This is a genomic window from Granulicella sp. S156 (assembly GCF_009766105.1).
In the GTDB taxonomy this organism is placed as follows: Bacteria; Acidobacteriota; Terriglobia; order Terriglobales; family Acidobacteriaceae; genus Granulicella.
The window spans coordinates 213,322-229,211 of record NZ_LMUH01000025.1 but is presented as its reverse complement, the minus strand read 5'-3'; the positions used below and the strand labels follow the sequence as shown (position 1 = coordinate 229,211).

The window sequence follows — 15,890 nt, the reverse complement described above, 5'->3', positions numbered from 1 at the left end:
TGATTCGCCAGGTCTGATCCTATGGGAAGCACCAGATATTGAAGCGTTTCTCGATATCTAAACGCGGTCACTAGAGCAGTTCCCGTATGGATGTGAGGTGGAGAATCCCTGCGAGTGCTGTTTTTCTTGGGAAAAAACAGCGTATAGACCTGTGGCCCGCTATACACCTATACGGGAACTGCTCTAGGTTCCCGTTTGAAGTGCCTTTGTGCGAAGAGCAGGGATGAAGTCCGTTGAACGTGGAGGTTCAAAACCCTTCATGCGTAGAACAAAGGCAATCTGTCCTCTGTGGTGCGCCCCGTGCAGAAACACCTCCTGGAGAACTTCACTGAAAAGGTTGAAGCGATTTTCTCCGTCGCTGCTCTCGTATCGCACCTGCGCATCCATTGCAGTGCAATTGGAAAGCCCCAACCAACGGTCCCGTAGCCGTCGTAGTTCCGCCTCTAGTTCGGGAACTGTTAGGGTTGGCCATGGATCAAGTTTCTCAGCCATACCCTCAACCCTAGCTGCCCAGAAGCGGCTGATTGAGACGATATGCGCAACGAGAGAGAGAGCTTCGGGCAGATCGTGAGACGCTGTGACGATTGCTTCCAGGCTCTGCGAATTTGCCCAATGATCGAATCTAATTTGCCGTTGGGGTGAGGCCATGACACAGCATAGCTTTTGAAGATTGGTAATGAAAAGCCGGCTGATCCATGCGGGTTGATTGCCGAGAGGATAGTTTTGTAACAGCCTCTAAATTCAGCCCCTCAGGTTCTTGCCACAGCAAATGGTTTGCATGGTGCGGGCAAGAGGTCCGGGGCCAAAGCCCGATTCTTGCGTGGCCTTATTCCGTAGCCTAAAGGCGATTGCCTCCCTTACCCTCCGTCGCGCGACGCTAAAGCGTCACGGTTTGCGCTTCGCGCTGTGTGATGGGCGCGTAAGGGGTTGTGCTGCTATGAGTGCGCCCGCCTTGTGATCGAGAAGATCGAATGCCTTGTCGATGTAATGCGTCAGCGGATGAGCCGCGTCTTCCTGACGCCAGTTCTCTCTGGCAATCCGAAGCGTACCCATGGCCATCATGGCGTCCATACGCAGAGCAGGGCGCCGAGTCTGATCTGGCCACAATTCGTACATCGCATCAGCCAGTACTTCTTCTGCCTGAACAAGAAGCGCCTCTTTGCGCAGGCGAAGCGTTTCTATCGATCGCAGGAGTCGGTCCGCGACGATGGACTCCTTGCTCTCATACGTGGAGGCAAGGGCCAGGAAGGTCTTCCGGGCAGCGGCGATAGGCGATTGCTTCGGCGATTGCTGGAGGAATGTGGGACGCAGGGCGGGCGCGAACTTGCCGCTATCATGCGCCAGCAGAACATCCTCCTTCGACTTCAAGTAGTAGAAGAACGTGCGCCGCGATATTCCCGATGCTGCCGCAATCGCATCGAGCGTCGTCGCCTCATAACCATTTTTGACAAAGAGTTTCAGACCGATTTCGGCAATCCGGTCAAGCGTCAACTGGCGTTTGCGTTCGCGCAGGTCGTTCGGGATTTTTTCTGTCTTAGCCACCTTAGTCAGTCTGACGGTATAGGAGTTCTTTTGACAATATTGCACTCGGTGCGATAAATTACACTCAGTGCGATTCTGTCGCGTAAGGAGCTCTATTATTATGTCGTCGTCAAAGGTTTGGTTCATCACTGGTGCGTCGCGTGGGTTTGGCCGTGTCTGGGCGGAGGCGGCTCTGAAGCGCGGTGACAGTGTTGTCGCTGCTGCACGAAATCCGGGGACGCTCGATGAACTCGTCAAGACTTACGGGGATGCTGTTCTGGTCTTACCGCTCGACGTAACGGATCGCGATGCGGTGTTCAAAGCGGTCGCTCAAGCGTTCGTACATTTCGAGCGCCTGGATGTCATCCTGTGCAATGCCGGTTACGGCTATATGGGGGCAATCGAGGAGTTGGAGCCCGAGCAGGTCAAAGCCAACTTTGAGACCAATGTGTTTGGGACACTCTCGGTCATTCAGGCAGCGCTGCCGATCTTCCGGACGCGGCGCAGCGGTCACATCATAACGGTGTCGAGCATCGGCGGCGTTATCGGTTTCCCGACCGGGGGAAGTTATACCGCCAGCAAATTTGCCATCGAAGCCATGTCGGAAGCGCTGGCAGGCGAAGTGGCTCCTTTCGGAATCAAAGTCACGATCCTGGAACCGGGCCAATTCGCCACCGAGTTTCGCTCTGCGGTGCAATCTCCGCCGGTCATCGAGGCCTATGATCCGATACGTCAGGCCATTCGTTCGTCATTCAAACCTGGGGATGTTGGTGATCCGGCAGCAACCGCCGCAGCCATCTTCGAAGTCGTGGACGCCAATGAGCCACCACTTCGCTTAGTGCTCGGTTCGAGTACGATCCCAAAGTTCCGGGCGGTCTACGCGACGCGGTTGAGCAACTGGAAAAAATGGGAAGCCGTATCGAACGCAGCTCAAGGTGAGCAACTTGCTTGAAGCTGCATGGTCTTGGCCTGCCACGGCGGGCCAAGACCCGTCTCGCGATTGTGGGAGCAGTCTGGATCGGGACGAACTCGATCGATGCCATCGCTGCCGGAGGGTGAGATGAGTACAGGTGAGAACGATTGGATGGGAGATCCTGACGATGAAACTGCTACTACTGGGTGCTACCGGGTTGGTGGGGAGCCGGACACTGAAACTCGCTCTCTCCAATGACGCCTTTTCCAAGGTGATTGCGCCAACACGGAAGCCGCTGCCACTGACCGAAAGACTTGTGAACCCGGTCGGGGCACGGCTGGAGGAGCTTGTTCCGGTTCTGATGTCGCACAAGCCCGATGCGGTCATATGCGCATTGGGAACCACCCAGGCAAAAGCAGGCTCGAAGGAAGCGTTCCGTTATGTCGACTACGAACTACCTGTTGCATTGGGCAAAGCCGCGCATACTGCCGGCATAGAGACATATGCAATTGTGACTGCCATGGGCGCATCTCCTAATTCCATGAGTTTCTACTACCGAACCAAAGGAGAGGTGGAGACGGATATCCAGGCAATAGGGTTCCGATCGCTTACAATCTGCAGACCCAGCCTCATTGGCGGAGAGCGAAATGAAGCAAGGGCTGCTGAGGGCGCGGCGTTGACTCTTCTTCGACTCTTAGCTCCGATCCTGCCGAAGAAAGTTCATGTCAATCCAGCAGATGTCATTGCTGCTTCGTTGCTTGACGCAATCACCGTTGCAAAGGCCGGGTGTCGTTGGATCTACGCTGAAGAAATGAACTGAGAATTGCAACGTAGTAAACATCGGTTGATAGTGCTGAGTAACAGCCTCTGAATCCGGCCCCTCCGGTTCTTGCCACAGCAAATGTTGGCGTGAAGTGGGTAGGCCTAGTCGTATCTCGAAGAGTAGTTTGATACCCCCCCCTCTAAGGCTTCGTCAGCGCCTTCAGATAAAGGTAGTAGAACTCCGCGCCACGATAGAACGACTCCACGCGTACCCGCTCATCTTTCCCGTGCATTCGCAGATCGTTGTAGTCGATCGCCACTCCGTTCACGCCATAGCTCGGCATCCCTGCCATCATGGTGTAGGTCGAATCGGTCGCCCCGGGCTCCATGATCGGGATCACCGGAATCCCTGGCCACATCTCCGCCGTCACCGCGCGCAGGGGATTGAAGACCTCAGGCAGGGGCGGCGGCGGTGCAAGACTCTCGCGGCCTGGAGCCACGGGAGTGATTGTGCCGTCATCTGCCATGTACTCCACCTTTAGCTTTGGGTCATCGAAGATCTTGATTAGCTCCTGTCGCGTCTGCTCTTGCGAGTGCCCCGGCAAAATCCGGCAGTTCACATTCGCCGTTGCCATCGCCGGCAGCGCATTCGGTGCGTGGCCACCGCCCAGCATCGTTGCCACACACGTTGTTCGCAGTTTCGCATTGTCTGTCGGGGCTTTCACAAACTCCGCCACTGCGTTCGTGTCCCGAGGCTCCGCCAGCACGCCTGCAATCAGCTTCGCCCGCGCCGGCTCTGCGATCTTCGCCTCTTCCCCTAACTCTGCGTGCGTCACGGGGTTCACCTCAATCGGGAACGGATTCGCCTCCAGCTTCTCCAGTGCATGCATCAGCTCATAGATCGCGTTGTCCGGCCGTGGCAGGCTGCTGTGTCCCCCTGGATTGGTCGTTGTCAGCTTGAAGTCGGCGTATGTCTTCTCGGTCGCTTCCACCTCCATCGCCGTTGCGTGGCCGTCACGCAGCTCCACGCCGCCGGCGTCCGGGTTCAGCACAAATTCTGCCTTCATCAGCTCCGGCCGGTTCTTCAACAGCCAGTCCACACCGTTTGACGCGCCACCTTCTTCATCCGCCGTCATCGCCAGCACGATGTCGCGCTTCGGCACCCAGCCCTCACGCTTCATGCGGATAAAACTCTCCACCGCAATCGCATCCGAGTCTTTCATGTCCTGCGTGCCGCGGCCGTAGAAGTAGCCATCCTTCTCCACGAACTGGTAGGGATCGGTTGTCCAATCCTCCTTGCGCGCCTCTACTACATCAATATGTCCGATGATCAAAATCGGCTTCAGCGTGCTCCCTGCCGCACCGCGATACCGCACCACCAGGTTTTGCTTGCGACCATTCGGGCCCGCCAGAATCAGGTCTTCCGGCGCAAACCCCGCAGCCAGCAGCTCCTTGCGCGCCGCCTCAGCCACCGCTGTCACGCTGCCATTCGAGTCCTGCGAGTTGATCTCAATAAATTCCTTGAAGATCTGCCGAGACAACACGCGATCCTGTTCCGGCAGTTGCGGTCCGCCACTGGGAACCTGCCCCACCGCAGTACCACTCACGGCCAACACCAAACCCAACGCCATCCAACGCATCCACATACCTCGCTCTGCGAATCTTTATCTTTACTGCGCTATCAGTGCCTCATCAGAGACACGCTCTTTCGCATCTCGTCACAAAAAAGGATAATTCGCCAAGGGCTTCATCATACTTCGCAGTGTTCGATTCGAGAATGCATCGTTTCTCTAAATGGACGGAACCGCAACCGCACCCCGCACGTATCTCCTCTCGACACCGAAGGAGATCCCATGCGCCCAAACACCCTCATTGCCTGCGCCGCCCTATGCGTGGCTGCTACACTCCAGGCTCAGTCTTTCGCTACTCACCCCTGCAACGACAGTAGCGACGATCACAGCGCAATCACGCGCTTCTTTGGTGGTGCCGATCAGGCCTGCGAAGTCCGCTCCACTACCTTCCCCCTCGTCAGCGGACATCTCAACGTTAAGGCCCTGAACGGTAGCATCGACGTCGTCGGCGAAGACCGTCAGGATATTGCCCTCGAAGCCCGCGTCAGTGCCCACGCTGGTAGCACCTCCGAAGCTGCTTCCATCCTCCACGAGATCACCATCGATACCGGCGGCACCGTCGAGGCCCACGGCCCGAAGACCTCCGGCAACCGCAACTGGTCCGTCAGCTACAAGCTCCACGTTCCGCATCGTCTCGCCGCCGACCTTCATACTTTGAACGGCAGCCTTGCGTTAGCCGCGCTCAACGGCTACCTCCGCGGCGAAACCACCAACGGCAGTGTTCGCTTCGACAACCTCGCCGGCGATGTCCACCTCATCACCACCAACGGCAGCATTCAGGCCAAGCTTGACGGCCCCAGCTGGCAGGGAGCGGGTCTCGCCACCACCACTACCAACGGCGCGGTCAGTGTCTCCGTCCCCTCCCACTACTCCGCGCATCTCGTCGCTAGCACAACTAACGGGGGTACCTCACTGAATCTCCCAGTCGCCGACCAGTCCGGAGTCCATCGCCGCTCCATCGATACGAATCTTGGCTCCGGGGGCGCTACTGTCAGCTTTGAGACCACCAACGGAGGTATCTCCATCCGGTAGCCGGCCCTTCCGGTCCATGCCATAGCAAAAGGGTTTACATGGTGCGGGCGAGAGGCCCGGGGCTAAGGCCACGCGACGCTTAAGCGTCACGGTTTGCGCTTCGCGCTGTGATGGGCCATCCAGTTCTATTTCATGTTTATGCGATTTCTCTGGAGACCATTGCTGATCCTGGAGCTTTGTTTCCTGGCTTCCAGAAGCTGACGGCAAGCAGCAGGAGTGCGAGTGCCATTGGCACAGCCATTGCTACGCGCAGCGATCCGCTATGCGTGGAGACGAAGCCCATGAGCCAGGGGAAGGCGGCTGCGCCGAGGCCGGAGACCGCCAGTATGAAACCGGCCTCGCGTGGGGTGGGGGAACGGTGCATCAGCAGGCCAAACGTTGCGGGGAAGAAGGGGGCGAGGGTGAGTCCTATCAGGATGCAGTACAGCGAAAGGGTTGCGGAGTGATGCGTTGTCGTTAGCGCGCCGATCAGGAGGAAGGAGAAGACGAGGCCGAGGCGTTGTACCGTGCTCTCTTTGAAATAGCGAAGCACGATGGAGGAGAGCCCGCGCCCCACGGTGAGCGCTGTCCACATGAGAATGGTCGCTGACTGGCCGCCGAGCAGCTGCTTGTCGGAGTAGCGGAGGGTGTAGGTGGTTAGCCAGCCAGTGAGGCAGGTCTCGAGGCCGCCATAGAAGAAGAGTAGCAACGCAAAGGTCACTAAGGCTTCGATGGGTAACGAGGGGTTTTGCGGTTCGTTGAGGAGCGCCTCGGAAAGCTGTGCGGAGTGTTGTGAGCGCAAGCGCCAGTCGAGTCCTCCGCCGATGCCTGTGACGACAAACGCCGCAGCGAAGTAGAGCAGGAGATTCCGCAGGCCGAAGCGAGGCATCAGGGCGGCGACGATGACTCCCGTACCGACCGCGCCCAGGCTCCAGAAGAAGTTCAGGGACGCCAGAGCGGAGCCGGTATGGGCACGGTAGCGATGCCCGGCGAGGATGTTGGTCGAGGCGATGATCTGGCCGAGTCCGATGCCCGCGACGAACAGGGCGAGTGAGCCGGTCAGCACGCCGCCGCACAGTCCAAAGGCTCCGAACCCAACACAAGCCAGCGCCATGCCGCCGAGGATGCCTAACCGCAGCTTGCGCGGAACCGAGATTCCCCCGATGAACGAGCCGAGAAACTTGGCGAAGAAGAGTGGACCGCTCTGGGAGTCGGTGAGGTGCCAGTGCAGAGAGACGGAGGGGAGAATGGGGCCAAGAAGTACGGTGCCGAGACCAGCGAGCAGGAAACCGATTGCCAGCCAGATTACGGAGGGTCCTGCGGTGGTGTCGTCGGGTCTAGAGATTGCCTGCACTACCTGTTCACTCCTGTGTTGCACTTGGACCAAGGTCCTATCGATAGGTGCGACAAGCGGGTTGAGGCGGTAGCAGATACTTAAAAAGCTTCGCGCCCGCAGTAGCCGCCGCACCCGGTCGGCTCTGTTCGAGAAGCTTTTGGGTGTGATGGTAGCACGGAGGCGTGGAGGTTGATTCCCATGCGGGAGCGGGTAAGGCTGTGCTTGTTCATCCATTTTCCGGACGGTACAAACGAAAAGCGGGAGACAGCAGGTTCGCTCACTGCGCTCGGAATGACAACCAGAAAAGCAAAGGCAACAGCAGATTCCCTACGAGAATGACAATTAGAAAGACAAAAGCAAAGGCGAGTGCAAAAAGAACTTATACAGTTCGTCGTGGAATCGTGGCAGTTATCATGAGAGATGAGCGGTTTTTACTGCTTCATGAGGCTCTGCGTGCGTCTGCGTCCTACCCTTCTCGCTCTCGTTGCTGCTATCACGCTGATTCTCGGCGGCTTTGTGGCCGGTTGCCACCGATCAGCCAACAAGTCTTTTGCGGCAGTAACAACCAAGCGGTATCCGATACGCGGTGTTGTTGTCGAACTCGTACCCGCTAATAGTTCGATTGTGTTGAAGCATGAGTCGGTCCCCGGCTTTATGGAAGCGATGACGATGGCGTACCGGTTGAACGATCCGTCGGTGATGTCGGAGCTTCATCCCGGGGACAAGATTACGGCTACGCTTGCGGTCGACGAGGATTCTGCCGGACCGACGAATATGCGGCTGACAGATATTGTTGTCATTGCGCAGGCGAGGCCGGACTATAAGCCGACCGTGCAATATCACGAGCCTGCGCCTGGCGATGCGGTTCCGGATTTTGCGCTGCTCAACCAGTCGGATAAGAAGATCAGTCTCAAGCAGTTTCGGGGCAAAGTTCTGCTGATGACGTTCATCTACACGCGCTGCCCGTTGGCGGACTACTGCCCGCGTTTGAGCCGCAACTTCGCGGAGATCGACAAGTCGCTCAGCGGGGATGCGGCGGTCTATGCGAAGACTCATCTGCTCAGCATCAGCTTCGACCCTACCTACGACACGCCGAAGGTGCTGCGGAGCTATGGCGGAGCCTACACTGGCCGCTACACGCAGGAGTCGTTTACGCACTGGGACTTTGCAGCGCCGTCGGCCGAGGAGATGCCGAAGATGGAGCAGTTCTTCGGCCTGGGTGTAACCCCCGGAGATGGGGGAACGCTGCAGCATTCGCTGTCGACCCTGGTTATTGGGAAGGATGGAAAGGTTGTTGCGTTCTACCCGACCAACGACTGGACCACGACCGATGTGATTGCGCAGATTCGCAAAGCGGTAGAGGCATAACTACTAACTTCATCTTTGAAAGCGAGATTGTTCTGTGGCAAAACTAACGATCGTCTTCGGTATACTGCTGATTGTGCTGGGAGCTGCCAGCTTTGTCCTTACGGGCTCCAGCCATCCAACATCCCTTATTCCTGCTGCCTTCGGTCTTGTATTGGCACTTAGCGGGGGCCTGGCCTCGGGTGAGGATGCTAAGAAGCGCATGCTCTGGATGCATATTGCGGTGACCGTGGGACTGGTCGGCTTTATTTTTCCGGCGGTGATGTCGATCAAGGCGCTGGTACACGCGCATGCGCAGCAGACGGAGGTCGCTCACCCGGCGGCGGTGCATTCTCAGCTGATTATGGTGTTTCTGTGTCTGATTTTTGTCATTCTGTGCGTGCGCTCGTTCATCGCAGCGCGTCGTAGCCGTACTGTATGAGTCGTAGGTGAATCTGGAACATCGAAGATATAGCTATTTTTGTTTCTGAGGTCGGGTTTGATTTCGCCTGTGAGATTAGTCGTTCTTTTCCAGCGGGAGTGCCTGGGGAGAAGAAGACAGGTCCCAGGGGCTAAAGCCCGCTTCGGTTTGTGTTCGAAATGTCCTTGAGACCCAACGCTAAAGCATTGGGCTAGCTCGGACCTATCTCAGAGGCAACGACAAAAGCAACGACAAAAGCAGAAGCAGATTCCCTGCGGGAATGACAGAAAGAAAAGTAAGAGCAGGATTACGGCAGCGCAGGATTAGGGCTAAGGCATATTCATGGCAGGTTTCGGAAATTCCGGTATGGGCGGCGGTAGTGCGCGTTCGGCTGAAAGGCCTTCGCGCAATACGGGTAGGGCCATCAGTGCTGATTTAACAGCGAAGCGGCCCATGCCTAAGCTGCGCGACATCTGGCCTGAGATCTGGGCGCTGATCAAGCCGCGGCTATGGCTACTGACAGGGTGCTTCTTCCTGATGGTGATCAATCGCGCGGCGAGTCTTGTGCTGCCCGCGCTCTCGCGGCCGCTGATCGACAGGGTGATGACAGCGCGGCAGATCTGGTTGCTGCCGAGGATCGTTGGGGCTGCTCTTGGGTCGACTATTCTCCAGGGAGTCACTTCGTATGCGTTGACCCAGTTGCTGTCGAAGTCGGGCCAGCGGCTCATTACCGATCTGCGGAAACAGGTGCAGCAGCATATCGGGATGCTTTCGGTGGCGTTCTACGATGAAAACCGTACAGGCACGCTGGTAGCGCGCATCATGAGCGATGTTGAAGGCGTGCGAAACCTGGTTGGCACTGGCGTGGTGGACTTCGTCGGCGGTGTGCTGACGGCGGTCCTCGCGTTTGTGTGGTTGCTGCATATCAGCGTAAAGATGACGCTGATTAACTTCGTTATCCTTCTGGCCTTTGGGTTGGTTCTGCAACGCGCCTTCAAGACGATCCGTCCGATCTTTCGGGAGCGCGCGAAGATCAACTCCGAAGTGTCTGGCCGTCTGACGGAATCGCTCGGCGGGGTACGTGTGATCAAGGGGTACCACGCCGAGGAGAGTGAGGCGAATGTCTTTGCCGCCGGTGCTGAGCGATTGCTGCGCAACGTCATCAGCTCGATAACGGCGCAGTCACTGATGGGACTTGCCTCTACTGCGGTTCTGGGCGTGGCTACCGCGTTGGTGATGTATCTGGGAGCGCACGAACACTATGCCAACAGACTCACTGTGGGCCAGTACTTCAGCTATGTGATGTTTCTGGCGTTCATGATCGCACCTATGGTGCAGCTGGTTAATGTCGGCACGCAACTCACCGAGGCGGTTGCCGGTCTCGATCGCACCAAAGAAGTCCTCAATGAGCGCCAGGAGGATGCCGATCCGGCTCGGGCGCTTGATATCGGCCCGGTGGTGGGCGATGTGCGCTTCGACCATGTGAACTTTGCCTATGTCGCAGACAAGCCGGTGCTGCATGACATCAGCTTCGAATCCAAACCGGGAACAGTGACGGCGCTGGTCGGCTCCAGTGGATCGGGCAAGTCGACGATTATCAGTCTGATCTGCGGCTTCCACACGGCCCAGAGCGGCGCTGTGCTCGTTGATGGCCGCGATCTCGCTACGGTAAAACTCAGCAGCTTTCGAGAGCAGCTCGGTGTTGTACTGCAGGAGTCGTTTCTGTTCGACGGCACGATTCGCGAGAACGTGAAGTTCTCGCGCCCGCTGGCGACGGAGGAAGAGTTTCTGAAGGCTTGCAAGATTGCACGCGTGGATGAGTTTGCCGAGCGCTTTCCGGAGGGCTACGACACGATCGTCGGCGAGCGTGGGGTGAAACTTTCGGGCGGGCAGAGGCAGCGTATTTCGATTGCGCGAGCGATCCTTGCGGACCCGCGCATTCTGATTCTCGACGAGGCTACGAGCTCGCTCGACTCAGAGTCCGAGGCGCTGATCCAGCATGGTCTTAGCTACCTGATGCAGGGACGCACGACGTTTGTGATTGCGCACAGGCTTTCGACCATTCGCCGGGCGGATCAGATTCTGGTGATCGAGCAGGGAAGAATTATCGAACGCGGAACCCACGAGGAGCTGTACAAGCTGGAGGGGCGCTACTTCGATCTCTACACGCGGCAGCATGGGCTGGAGACGAATCTGTTCCTGGCGCCGGGTGAGGGAGATGTGGTGGAGGAAGTGGATATAAAGAGCTAGTTCGCATCCGGTTTGCATGGCCGTGATGGATGATTTTGCGCCTGCACAAGCACACACGTTATTGCTTTGCCTGTTTTTACGTTTTTACCGGATCCTTCCACTCGGATATCGTCTCCAGGTTGCCAGTTGAAAGTAGTGTTCGCGCCAGTAGATGGAAACACATAGTCCCCGGTTCGAATCGTCGAGTTAGAACTGTAGCCCTCCCAAGCGCCCAGTTCAATGTTTGTGTTGTAGGTTGCGGACATGTAATCCAGGGGGAACCCAAAAGCACTCGCAGGAAGGTCCTGGCTTGTGCCGGCGCGTCTCCACAGAAGCAGCCAATAACCAGTTGTAGCGCTAACAGAGGTGCCGGCCGGCCAATTCACACCTCCGATCATCCTGGCTTCAGACAGCCAGCAACTATCGAGCAGGGGATGATCCTGTTGTGGAGTCAGTCGTACTTCCGTCCACATTCCGGCTATTGCAACGCAGGGCCAACCGTCAATCGTATGATTCTGGCTCAGTACGATGCCAGTTACACCGGAGCTCTCGTCGACCTTTAATCCGGTAATGCTCAGCGAACCCAGCATTACGGGCGTATCGCTTTCTACCTGCACAGGCTTTTTGTCCCAGAAGCGAATGCCATTCTGCTTGTATTGCACGCGACTGCCCGTGGGAAATACCGCACCTGCCAGCGTGATAGGGTGGGTCGCAGTTTCTGGAATAGGCGTTTCAGATTTAACTTCAAAATAGGCATACACACCCACCGCGCATAGATAAGCCACTGGAACCATGAACAACGCAAGACTCAGAAAGAAGCTCCTGGAGAAGGAGCGTTTGAGTAATTTGCGAAACAGAAAGAAGGCGAGGACACAAAACAATGTCCATCCAGTGGTGACGGTCACGAGCCAGGCTACGATGAGCCCGCCCGACACCTGGCCCGCTTCCGCCAAACAAACGTTTGGAACGGCAAGTAACAGCAGAAAGAATATCGGTTTTCTAAATTTCATCGAAATCTCTCAACTGCTACCTATCGGAGCAGGTTGATGAAACGTAAAAAGTATCACCTCTGGACGGTGGCAGCATTATTCGACTTCCAGCTCCCGCAGCAGAAATGCGTCGTCGAAGGCTATCTCCTTCAGATAGTCGTAGCGCCCGGAGGCCCCGCCGTGACCTGCATCCATATTGATGTGCAGCAGCAGGGGCGTATCGTTCGTTTTTAGTGTGCGGAGCTTGGCGACGTACTTTGCCGGTTCCCAATACATTACCTGCGAGTCGTTCAGGCTGGTCTTAACGAGCATCGCGGGGTAGGTGCCTGCTGCGAGGTTGTCGTAGGGAGAGTACGACCGCATGTAGGCGAAGGCCTCAGGCTCGTTGGGGTTGCCCCACTCTTCATATTCGGCAACCGTTAGCGGCAGGCTGGCGTCGAGCATGGTGTTCATGACATCGACGAAAGGAACGTGCGAGAGTACGGCGCGGAAGAGATCGGGGCGCATGTTGGTGACCGCTCCCATCAGCAGGCCGCCCGCACTGCCGCCTTCGATGGCGACGCGTTTGCGGTCGCCGTAGCCCTCGGCGAGCAGGAACTCGGTGGCATCGATGAAGTCGGTGAAGGTGTTGAGCTTGGACATCATCTTGCCGCCGTCGTGCCAGGGGTCGCCGAGTTCGCCGCCGCCGCGAATGTGCGCGTAGGCGACGACGATGCCGCGATCGAGCAGCGCCAGTCGCGACGCGCTGAAGCCCAGCGGCAATGCATAGCCGTACGATCCATAGCCGTAGACGTAGAGCGGCGACTTGCCGTCCTTGTGGAACTTGTCGCGGCGATAGACGAGAGAGACGGGAACCTGCACGCCATCGCGCGCGCTGAACCAGAGACGTTCGGAGGCGTATCGGGAGGCCTCGAATCCGCCCGGCACTTCCTGTTGTTTCAGCAGCGTTGATTGCTGCGTGGCGACGTCGTACTCGAAGATCGATGCTGGTCGCACCAGTGACTGGTAGCCGTAGCGATATGTAGTTGCCGCAAAGTTGCGATTGATCTCGCCAAAGGCGGTGTAGGCGGGGTCGGGGAAGCGAATGTCGTTTGGCTCGGTGGGCAGTCCCGCGGTATCCAACGAGAAGACGCGCAGTACCGGCAAACCACGTTCGCGGTAGTTGGTGACGAGGAAACGCTGGAACAGGTCGAAGTCTTCGAGCGGAGCGTCAGCGTGTTCGGGCAGAACCTCCTGCCAGTGCTCGCGGGCGGTATTGCCGACCTGTGAGCGCACCAGCTTGAACTGCTCCGCGCCGTGGTTGGTGCGGATGTAGAAGAAGCCGTCGCGATGCTCGAGGGAGTACTCTTCGTCGTCAACGCGGGGCGCGATCAGGGCGAAGGCGTTGTCAGGCTGCGCTGCCTCGAGGAACCAGCTCTCGCTGGTGGTGTGGCTGCTGCAATCGAGGATCAGATAGCGCCGGTCGAGCGTGCGGCCTACGCCGATGTTGAAGCGTTCGTCTTTTTCTTCGAAGACCACGACATCGTTACCGGTGGTGCCGACGCGATGCTTCCAGAGTTGGTCCTGGCGCTTGGTCTGTTCGTCCTCAGTGGTGTAGAAGATTGTGGATGAGTCTGCGGCCCAGGCGATGGATCCGACTCGTTCGGCGGAGTCGGTCAGGGTCTCGTTGGTCTCCAGGTTCTTGATCGCGAGCCGGTACTGCCGGAAGCCTGTGTTGTCGGTCGTGTAGGCGAGGAGCTTGCCGTCGGGGCTGACGCCGAGCGTCCCAACGGACATGAAGGGCTGGCCTTCGGCGAGCAGGTTGACGTCGAGGATGGTTATTTCTTCTCCGGAGCCATCGGCGGCACGACGGCAGAAGCGCGAGTATTGCAGGCCCTTCTCGGTGCGGGTCAGGTACTCCCAGGCGCCGTCGCGATAGGGGACTGAGACATCGTCTTCCTTGATGTGTGACAGGATCTCGTCGTAGAGGGCGCTTTGCAGGGCTTCGGTGCCCTCCATCGCGGTGCTGGTGTAGGCGTTTTCGGCCTCAAGGTACGCTGTAACGCGCGGCGAGCCCTTGTCGCGCAGCCAGGCGTAGTCGTCCTGCAGTTGGGTGCCGTGGATGTTGAGGGGCTTGGGCTCTGGGGTCGCGACGGGAGGGATGGAAAGCGATTGATTCATGCAGTTTAAGAATACAGAGTAAGATGACGCCGTGAATAAACAGCCCATATTCTGCAAGTTCTTCGGGGTTGTGCTTTTCCTGGCAATCGCGGCGGGATCCGTCTGCGCGGAGTCTCCAGACAAACTGCCGCGCCCGACGAGCTATGTCAGCGATTTTGCAGGTGTTGTCGATGCCGGCTCAAAGCAGAGCCTCGAAGGCCTGTGCAAGGAGACTTTTGAGAAGGCCCACGCAACGATTGAGATTGTCACCATCAAGTCGCTCGATGGCCTGACGATCGAAGATTTCACTACGCAGCTTGACGACAAGTGGAAGGTCGGGCCTAAGGGGTCCGACAAAGGCATTGTGATGGTCTTTGCCATCAAGGAGCACAAGCGCCGCATTGAGGTGGGATATGGCCTTGAGGGCATCCTGAACGATGCCAAGGTTGGCGATATCGGGCGCAGTATGGTTCCGCAACTGCAGAAGGGACAATACGGCCCAGCGATTTTGTCGGGGGCGCAGCAGATTGCAGCGGTCATCGCGGCTGACGCCGCGGGGACTATCGATACAGGCGTAACTACAGCCCCAGCCGTCGATCCTGTCGATCTTGATGCGGTGGAAATCGCTGAAATTCATCGTCAGCAAGTCCTGGGAAACAGAATTATGTTTGGGATGGGCGCCCTTGTCTTCCTCTTTATTGCGGGCATGGTTGTTCTGGTCTGGAGGCAGGTTCGTCTTCGCGGCCATTCGTCACGGGGTTCGACCACGGGAAGTTCGGGGAGCAGCGATTCCAGTGAAAGCAGTTCCAGCAGCAGCTCTGAGAGTAGTTCCAGTAGCGATTTTGATAGTGGATTTGGTGGCGGTTCCGGGGGCGGCGGCGCCAGTGGCGACTGGTAATGCCGTAGGCAGGAAGGCAAATCGGATGCGGTAATGCATGTTTCAGAGGGAACAGTCGTAAGATAGCTCCGTGAGTGCGAGTCGCAGATTTCCTAAGTTCTTCGGGTTCTTTCTCTTCCTGGCGGTTGTAGCTGGGTATGCTCGGGCGGAGTCGCCCGATAAGCTGCCGCAGCCGACGAGTTATGTCAGCGACTTTGCCGGTGTTATCGACGAGAGTTCGAAGCAGAGCCTCGAGGACCTGTCCAAGCAGGTCTATGAGAAGGCCCATGCCACGATCGAAGTGGTGACGGTCAAATCTCTTGATGGTCTGACCATCGAGGACTTCGCCACGCAGCTTGATGACAAGTGGAAGGTTGGGCCCAAGAATAGCGATAAAGGCATTTTGATGATCTTTGCTATTCAGGACCACAAGCGCCGCATTGAGGTGGGGTACGGCCTTGAGGGCATCCTGAACGACGCCAAGGTTGGCGACATTGGCCGCAGCATGGTTCCACAGCTCCAGCAGGGGGAGTATGGCCCTGCGGTACTGTTTGGGGCGCAGCAGATTGCGAATGTCATTGCGGCGGATGCCAACGTTACGCTGGATGCCACTCCTCAGGTACACACCTATCATCGCGAGCAGGTTCGGCGGCGAGGCGGGGTCAACTGGGTCGAGATCATCATCGGTATCGTCTTTTTGCTCTTCTTGTTTCGAGG

The 15,890-nt window shown here is 57.6% G+C and carries 14 protein-coding genes; 8 read left to right on the top strand and 6 right to left on the bottom strand.

All coding sequences use genetic code 11. The features are described from left to right. Window positions 1-183: 183 nt before the first annotated feature. Entirely contained in the window at window positions 184-648 is a 465-nt protein-coding gene (locus GSQ91_RS26295; protein WP_158823476.1) for a DinB family protein, read from the bottom strand. Between the two features lie 237 nt (window positions 649-885). After that, window positions 886-1,542: a TetR/AcrR family transcriptional regulator gene (locus GSQ91_RS19770; protein ID WP_158823475.1), complete on the bottom strand. Its 657-nt coding sequence runs from the start codon at window positions 1,540-1,542 to the stop codon at window positions 886-888. Window positions 1,543-1,642: 100 nt separating this feature from the next. Between GSQ91_RS19770 and GSQ91_RS19765 the strand changes: the two genes are divergently transcribed. Together GSQ91_RS19765 and GSQ91_RS19760 are read left to right on the top strand one after the other, a co-directional pair. Then, complete coding sequence (locus GSQ91_RS19765; RefSeq protein ID WP_158823474.1) at window positions 1,643-2,473, top strand: SDR family NAD(P)-dependent oxidoreductase; 831 nt, start codon at window positions 1,643-1,645, stop codon at window positions 2,471-2,473. A 148-nt stretch (window positions 2,474-2,621) separates the two neighbouring features. Continuing rightward, window positions 2,622-3,254, top strand: coding sequence for an NAD(P)H-binding protein (locus tag GSQ91_RS19760; protein WP_158823473.1), 633 nt, complete (start codon window positions 2,622-2,624; stop codon window positions 3,252-3,254). A gap of 142 nt (window positions 3,255-3,396) precedes the next feature. On the opposite strand, the gene GSQ91_RS19755 is transcribed toward GSQ91_RS19760, so the two are convergent. Continuing rightward, the gene (locus GSQ91_RS19755; protein ID WP_158823472.1) at window positions 3,397-4,827 is read right to left on the bottom strand and encodes a M20/M25/M40 family metallo-hydrolase; all 1,431 of its coding nucleotides are present in this window, start codon (window positions 4,825-4,827) and stop codon (window positions 3,397-3,399) included. Between the two features lie 222 nt (window positions 4,828-5,049). Here GSQ91_RS19755 and GSQ91_RS19750 point away from each other — a divergent pair, with 222 nt between their 5' ends. Then, on the top strand, window positions 5,050-5,859 hold the full coding sequence (locus GSQ91_RS19750) for a DUF4097 family beta strand repeat-containing protein (protein ID WP_158823471.1): 810 nt from the start codon (window positions 5,050-5,052) through the stop codon (window positions 5,857-5,859). A gap of 136 nt (window positions 5,860-5,995) precedes the next feature. Here the strand turns inward: GSQ91_RS19750 and GSQ91_RS19745 are convergent, their stop codons facing one another. Continuing rightward, window positions 5,996-7,192: a sugar MFS transporter gene (locus tag GSQ91_RS19745; RefSeq protein ID WP_254064741.1), complete on the bottom strand. Its 1,197-nt coding sequence runs from the start codon at window positions 7,190-7,192 to the stop codon at window positions 5,996-5,998. Between the two features lie 435 nt (window positions 7,193-7,627). Between GSQ91_RS19745 and GSQ91_RS19740 the strand changes: the two genes are divergently transcribed. The 3 genes from GSQ91_RS19740 to GSQ91_RS19730 all read left to right on the top strand — a co-directional run bounded on the left by GSQ91_RS19740 (window position 7,628) and on the right by GSQ91_RS19730 (window position 11,189). Further along, on the top strand, window positions 7,628-8,542 hold the full coding sequence (locus GSQ91_RS19740; protein WP_158823470.1) for an SCO family protein: 915 nt from the start codon (window positions 7,628-7,630) through the stop codon (window positions 8,540-8,542). A gap of 34 nt (window positions 8,543-8,576) precedes the next feature. Then, complete coding sequence (locus tag GSQ91_RS19735; protein ID WP_158823469.1) at window positions 8,577-8,960, top strand: hypothetical protein; 384 nt, start codon at window positions 8,577-8,579, stop codon at window positions 8,958-8,960. A 321-nt stretch (window positions 8,961-9,281) separates the two neighbouring features. Further along, on the top strand, window positions 9,282-11,189 hold the full coding sequence (locus GSQ91_RS19730) for an ABC transporter ATP-binding protein (RefSeq protein WP_158823468.1): 1,908 nt from the start codon (window positions 9,282-9,284) through the stop codon (window positions 11,187-11,189). Here GSQ91_RS19730 and GSQ91_RS19725 read toward each other — a convergent pair. Then, a complete protein-coding gene (locus tag GSQ91_RS19725; RefSeq protein ID WP_158823467.1) occupies window positions 11,186-12,178 on the bottom strand; it encodes a hypothetical protein in 993 nt (330 codons plus the stop codon). The genes GSQ91_RS19730 and GSQ91_RS19725 overlap by 4 nt on opposite strands. Before the next feature lie 75 nt (window positions 12,179-12,253). Further along, complete coding sequence (locus GSQ91_RS19720; RefSeq protein ID WP_158823466.1) at window positions 12,254-14,317, bottom strand: S9 family peptidase; 2,064 nt, start codon at window positions 14,315-14,317, stop codon at window positions 12,254-12,256. Window positions 14,318-14,348: 31 nt separating this feature from the next. Between GSQ91_RS19720 and GSQ91_RS19715 the strand changes: the two genes are divergently transcribed. Next, the gene (locus GSQ91_RS19715; RefSeq protein WP_158823465.1) at window positions 14,349-15,194 is read left to right on the top strand and encodes a YgcG family protein; all 846 of its coding nucleotides are present in this window, start codon (window positions 14,349-14,351) and stop codon (window positions 15,192-15,194) included. Window positions 15,195-15,264: 70 nt separating this feature from the next. Next, the coding region (locus GSQ91_RS19710; protein WP_158823464.1) for a YgcG family protein at window positions 15,265-15,890 on the top strand (626 nt) is incomplete at its 3' end.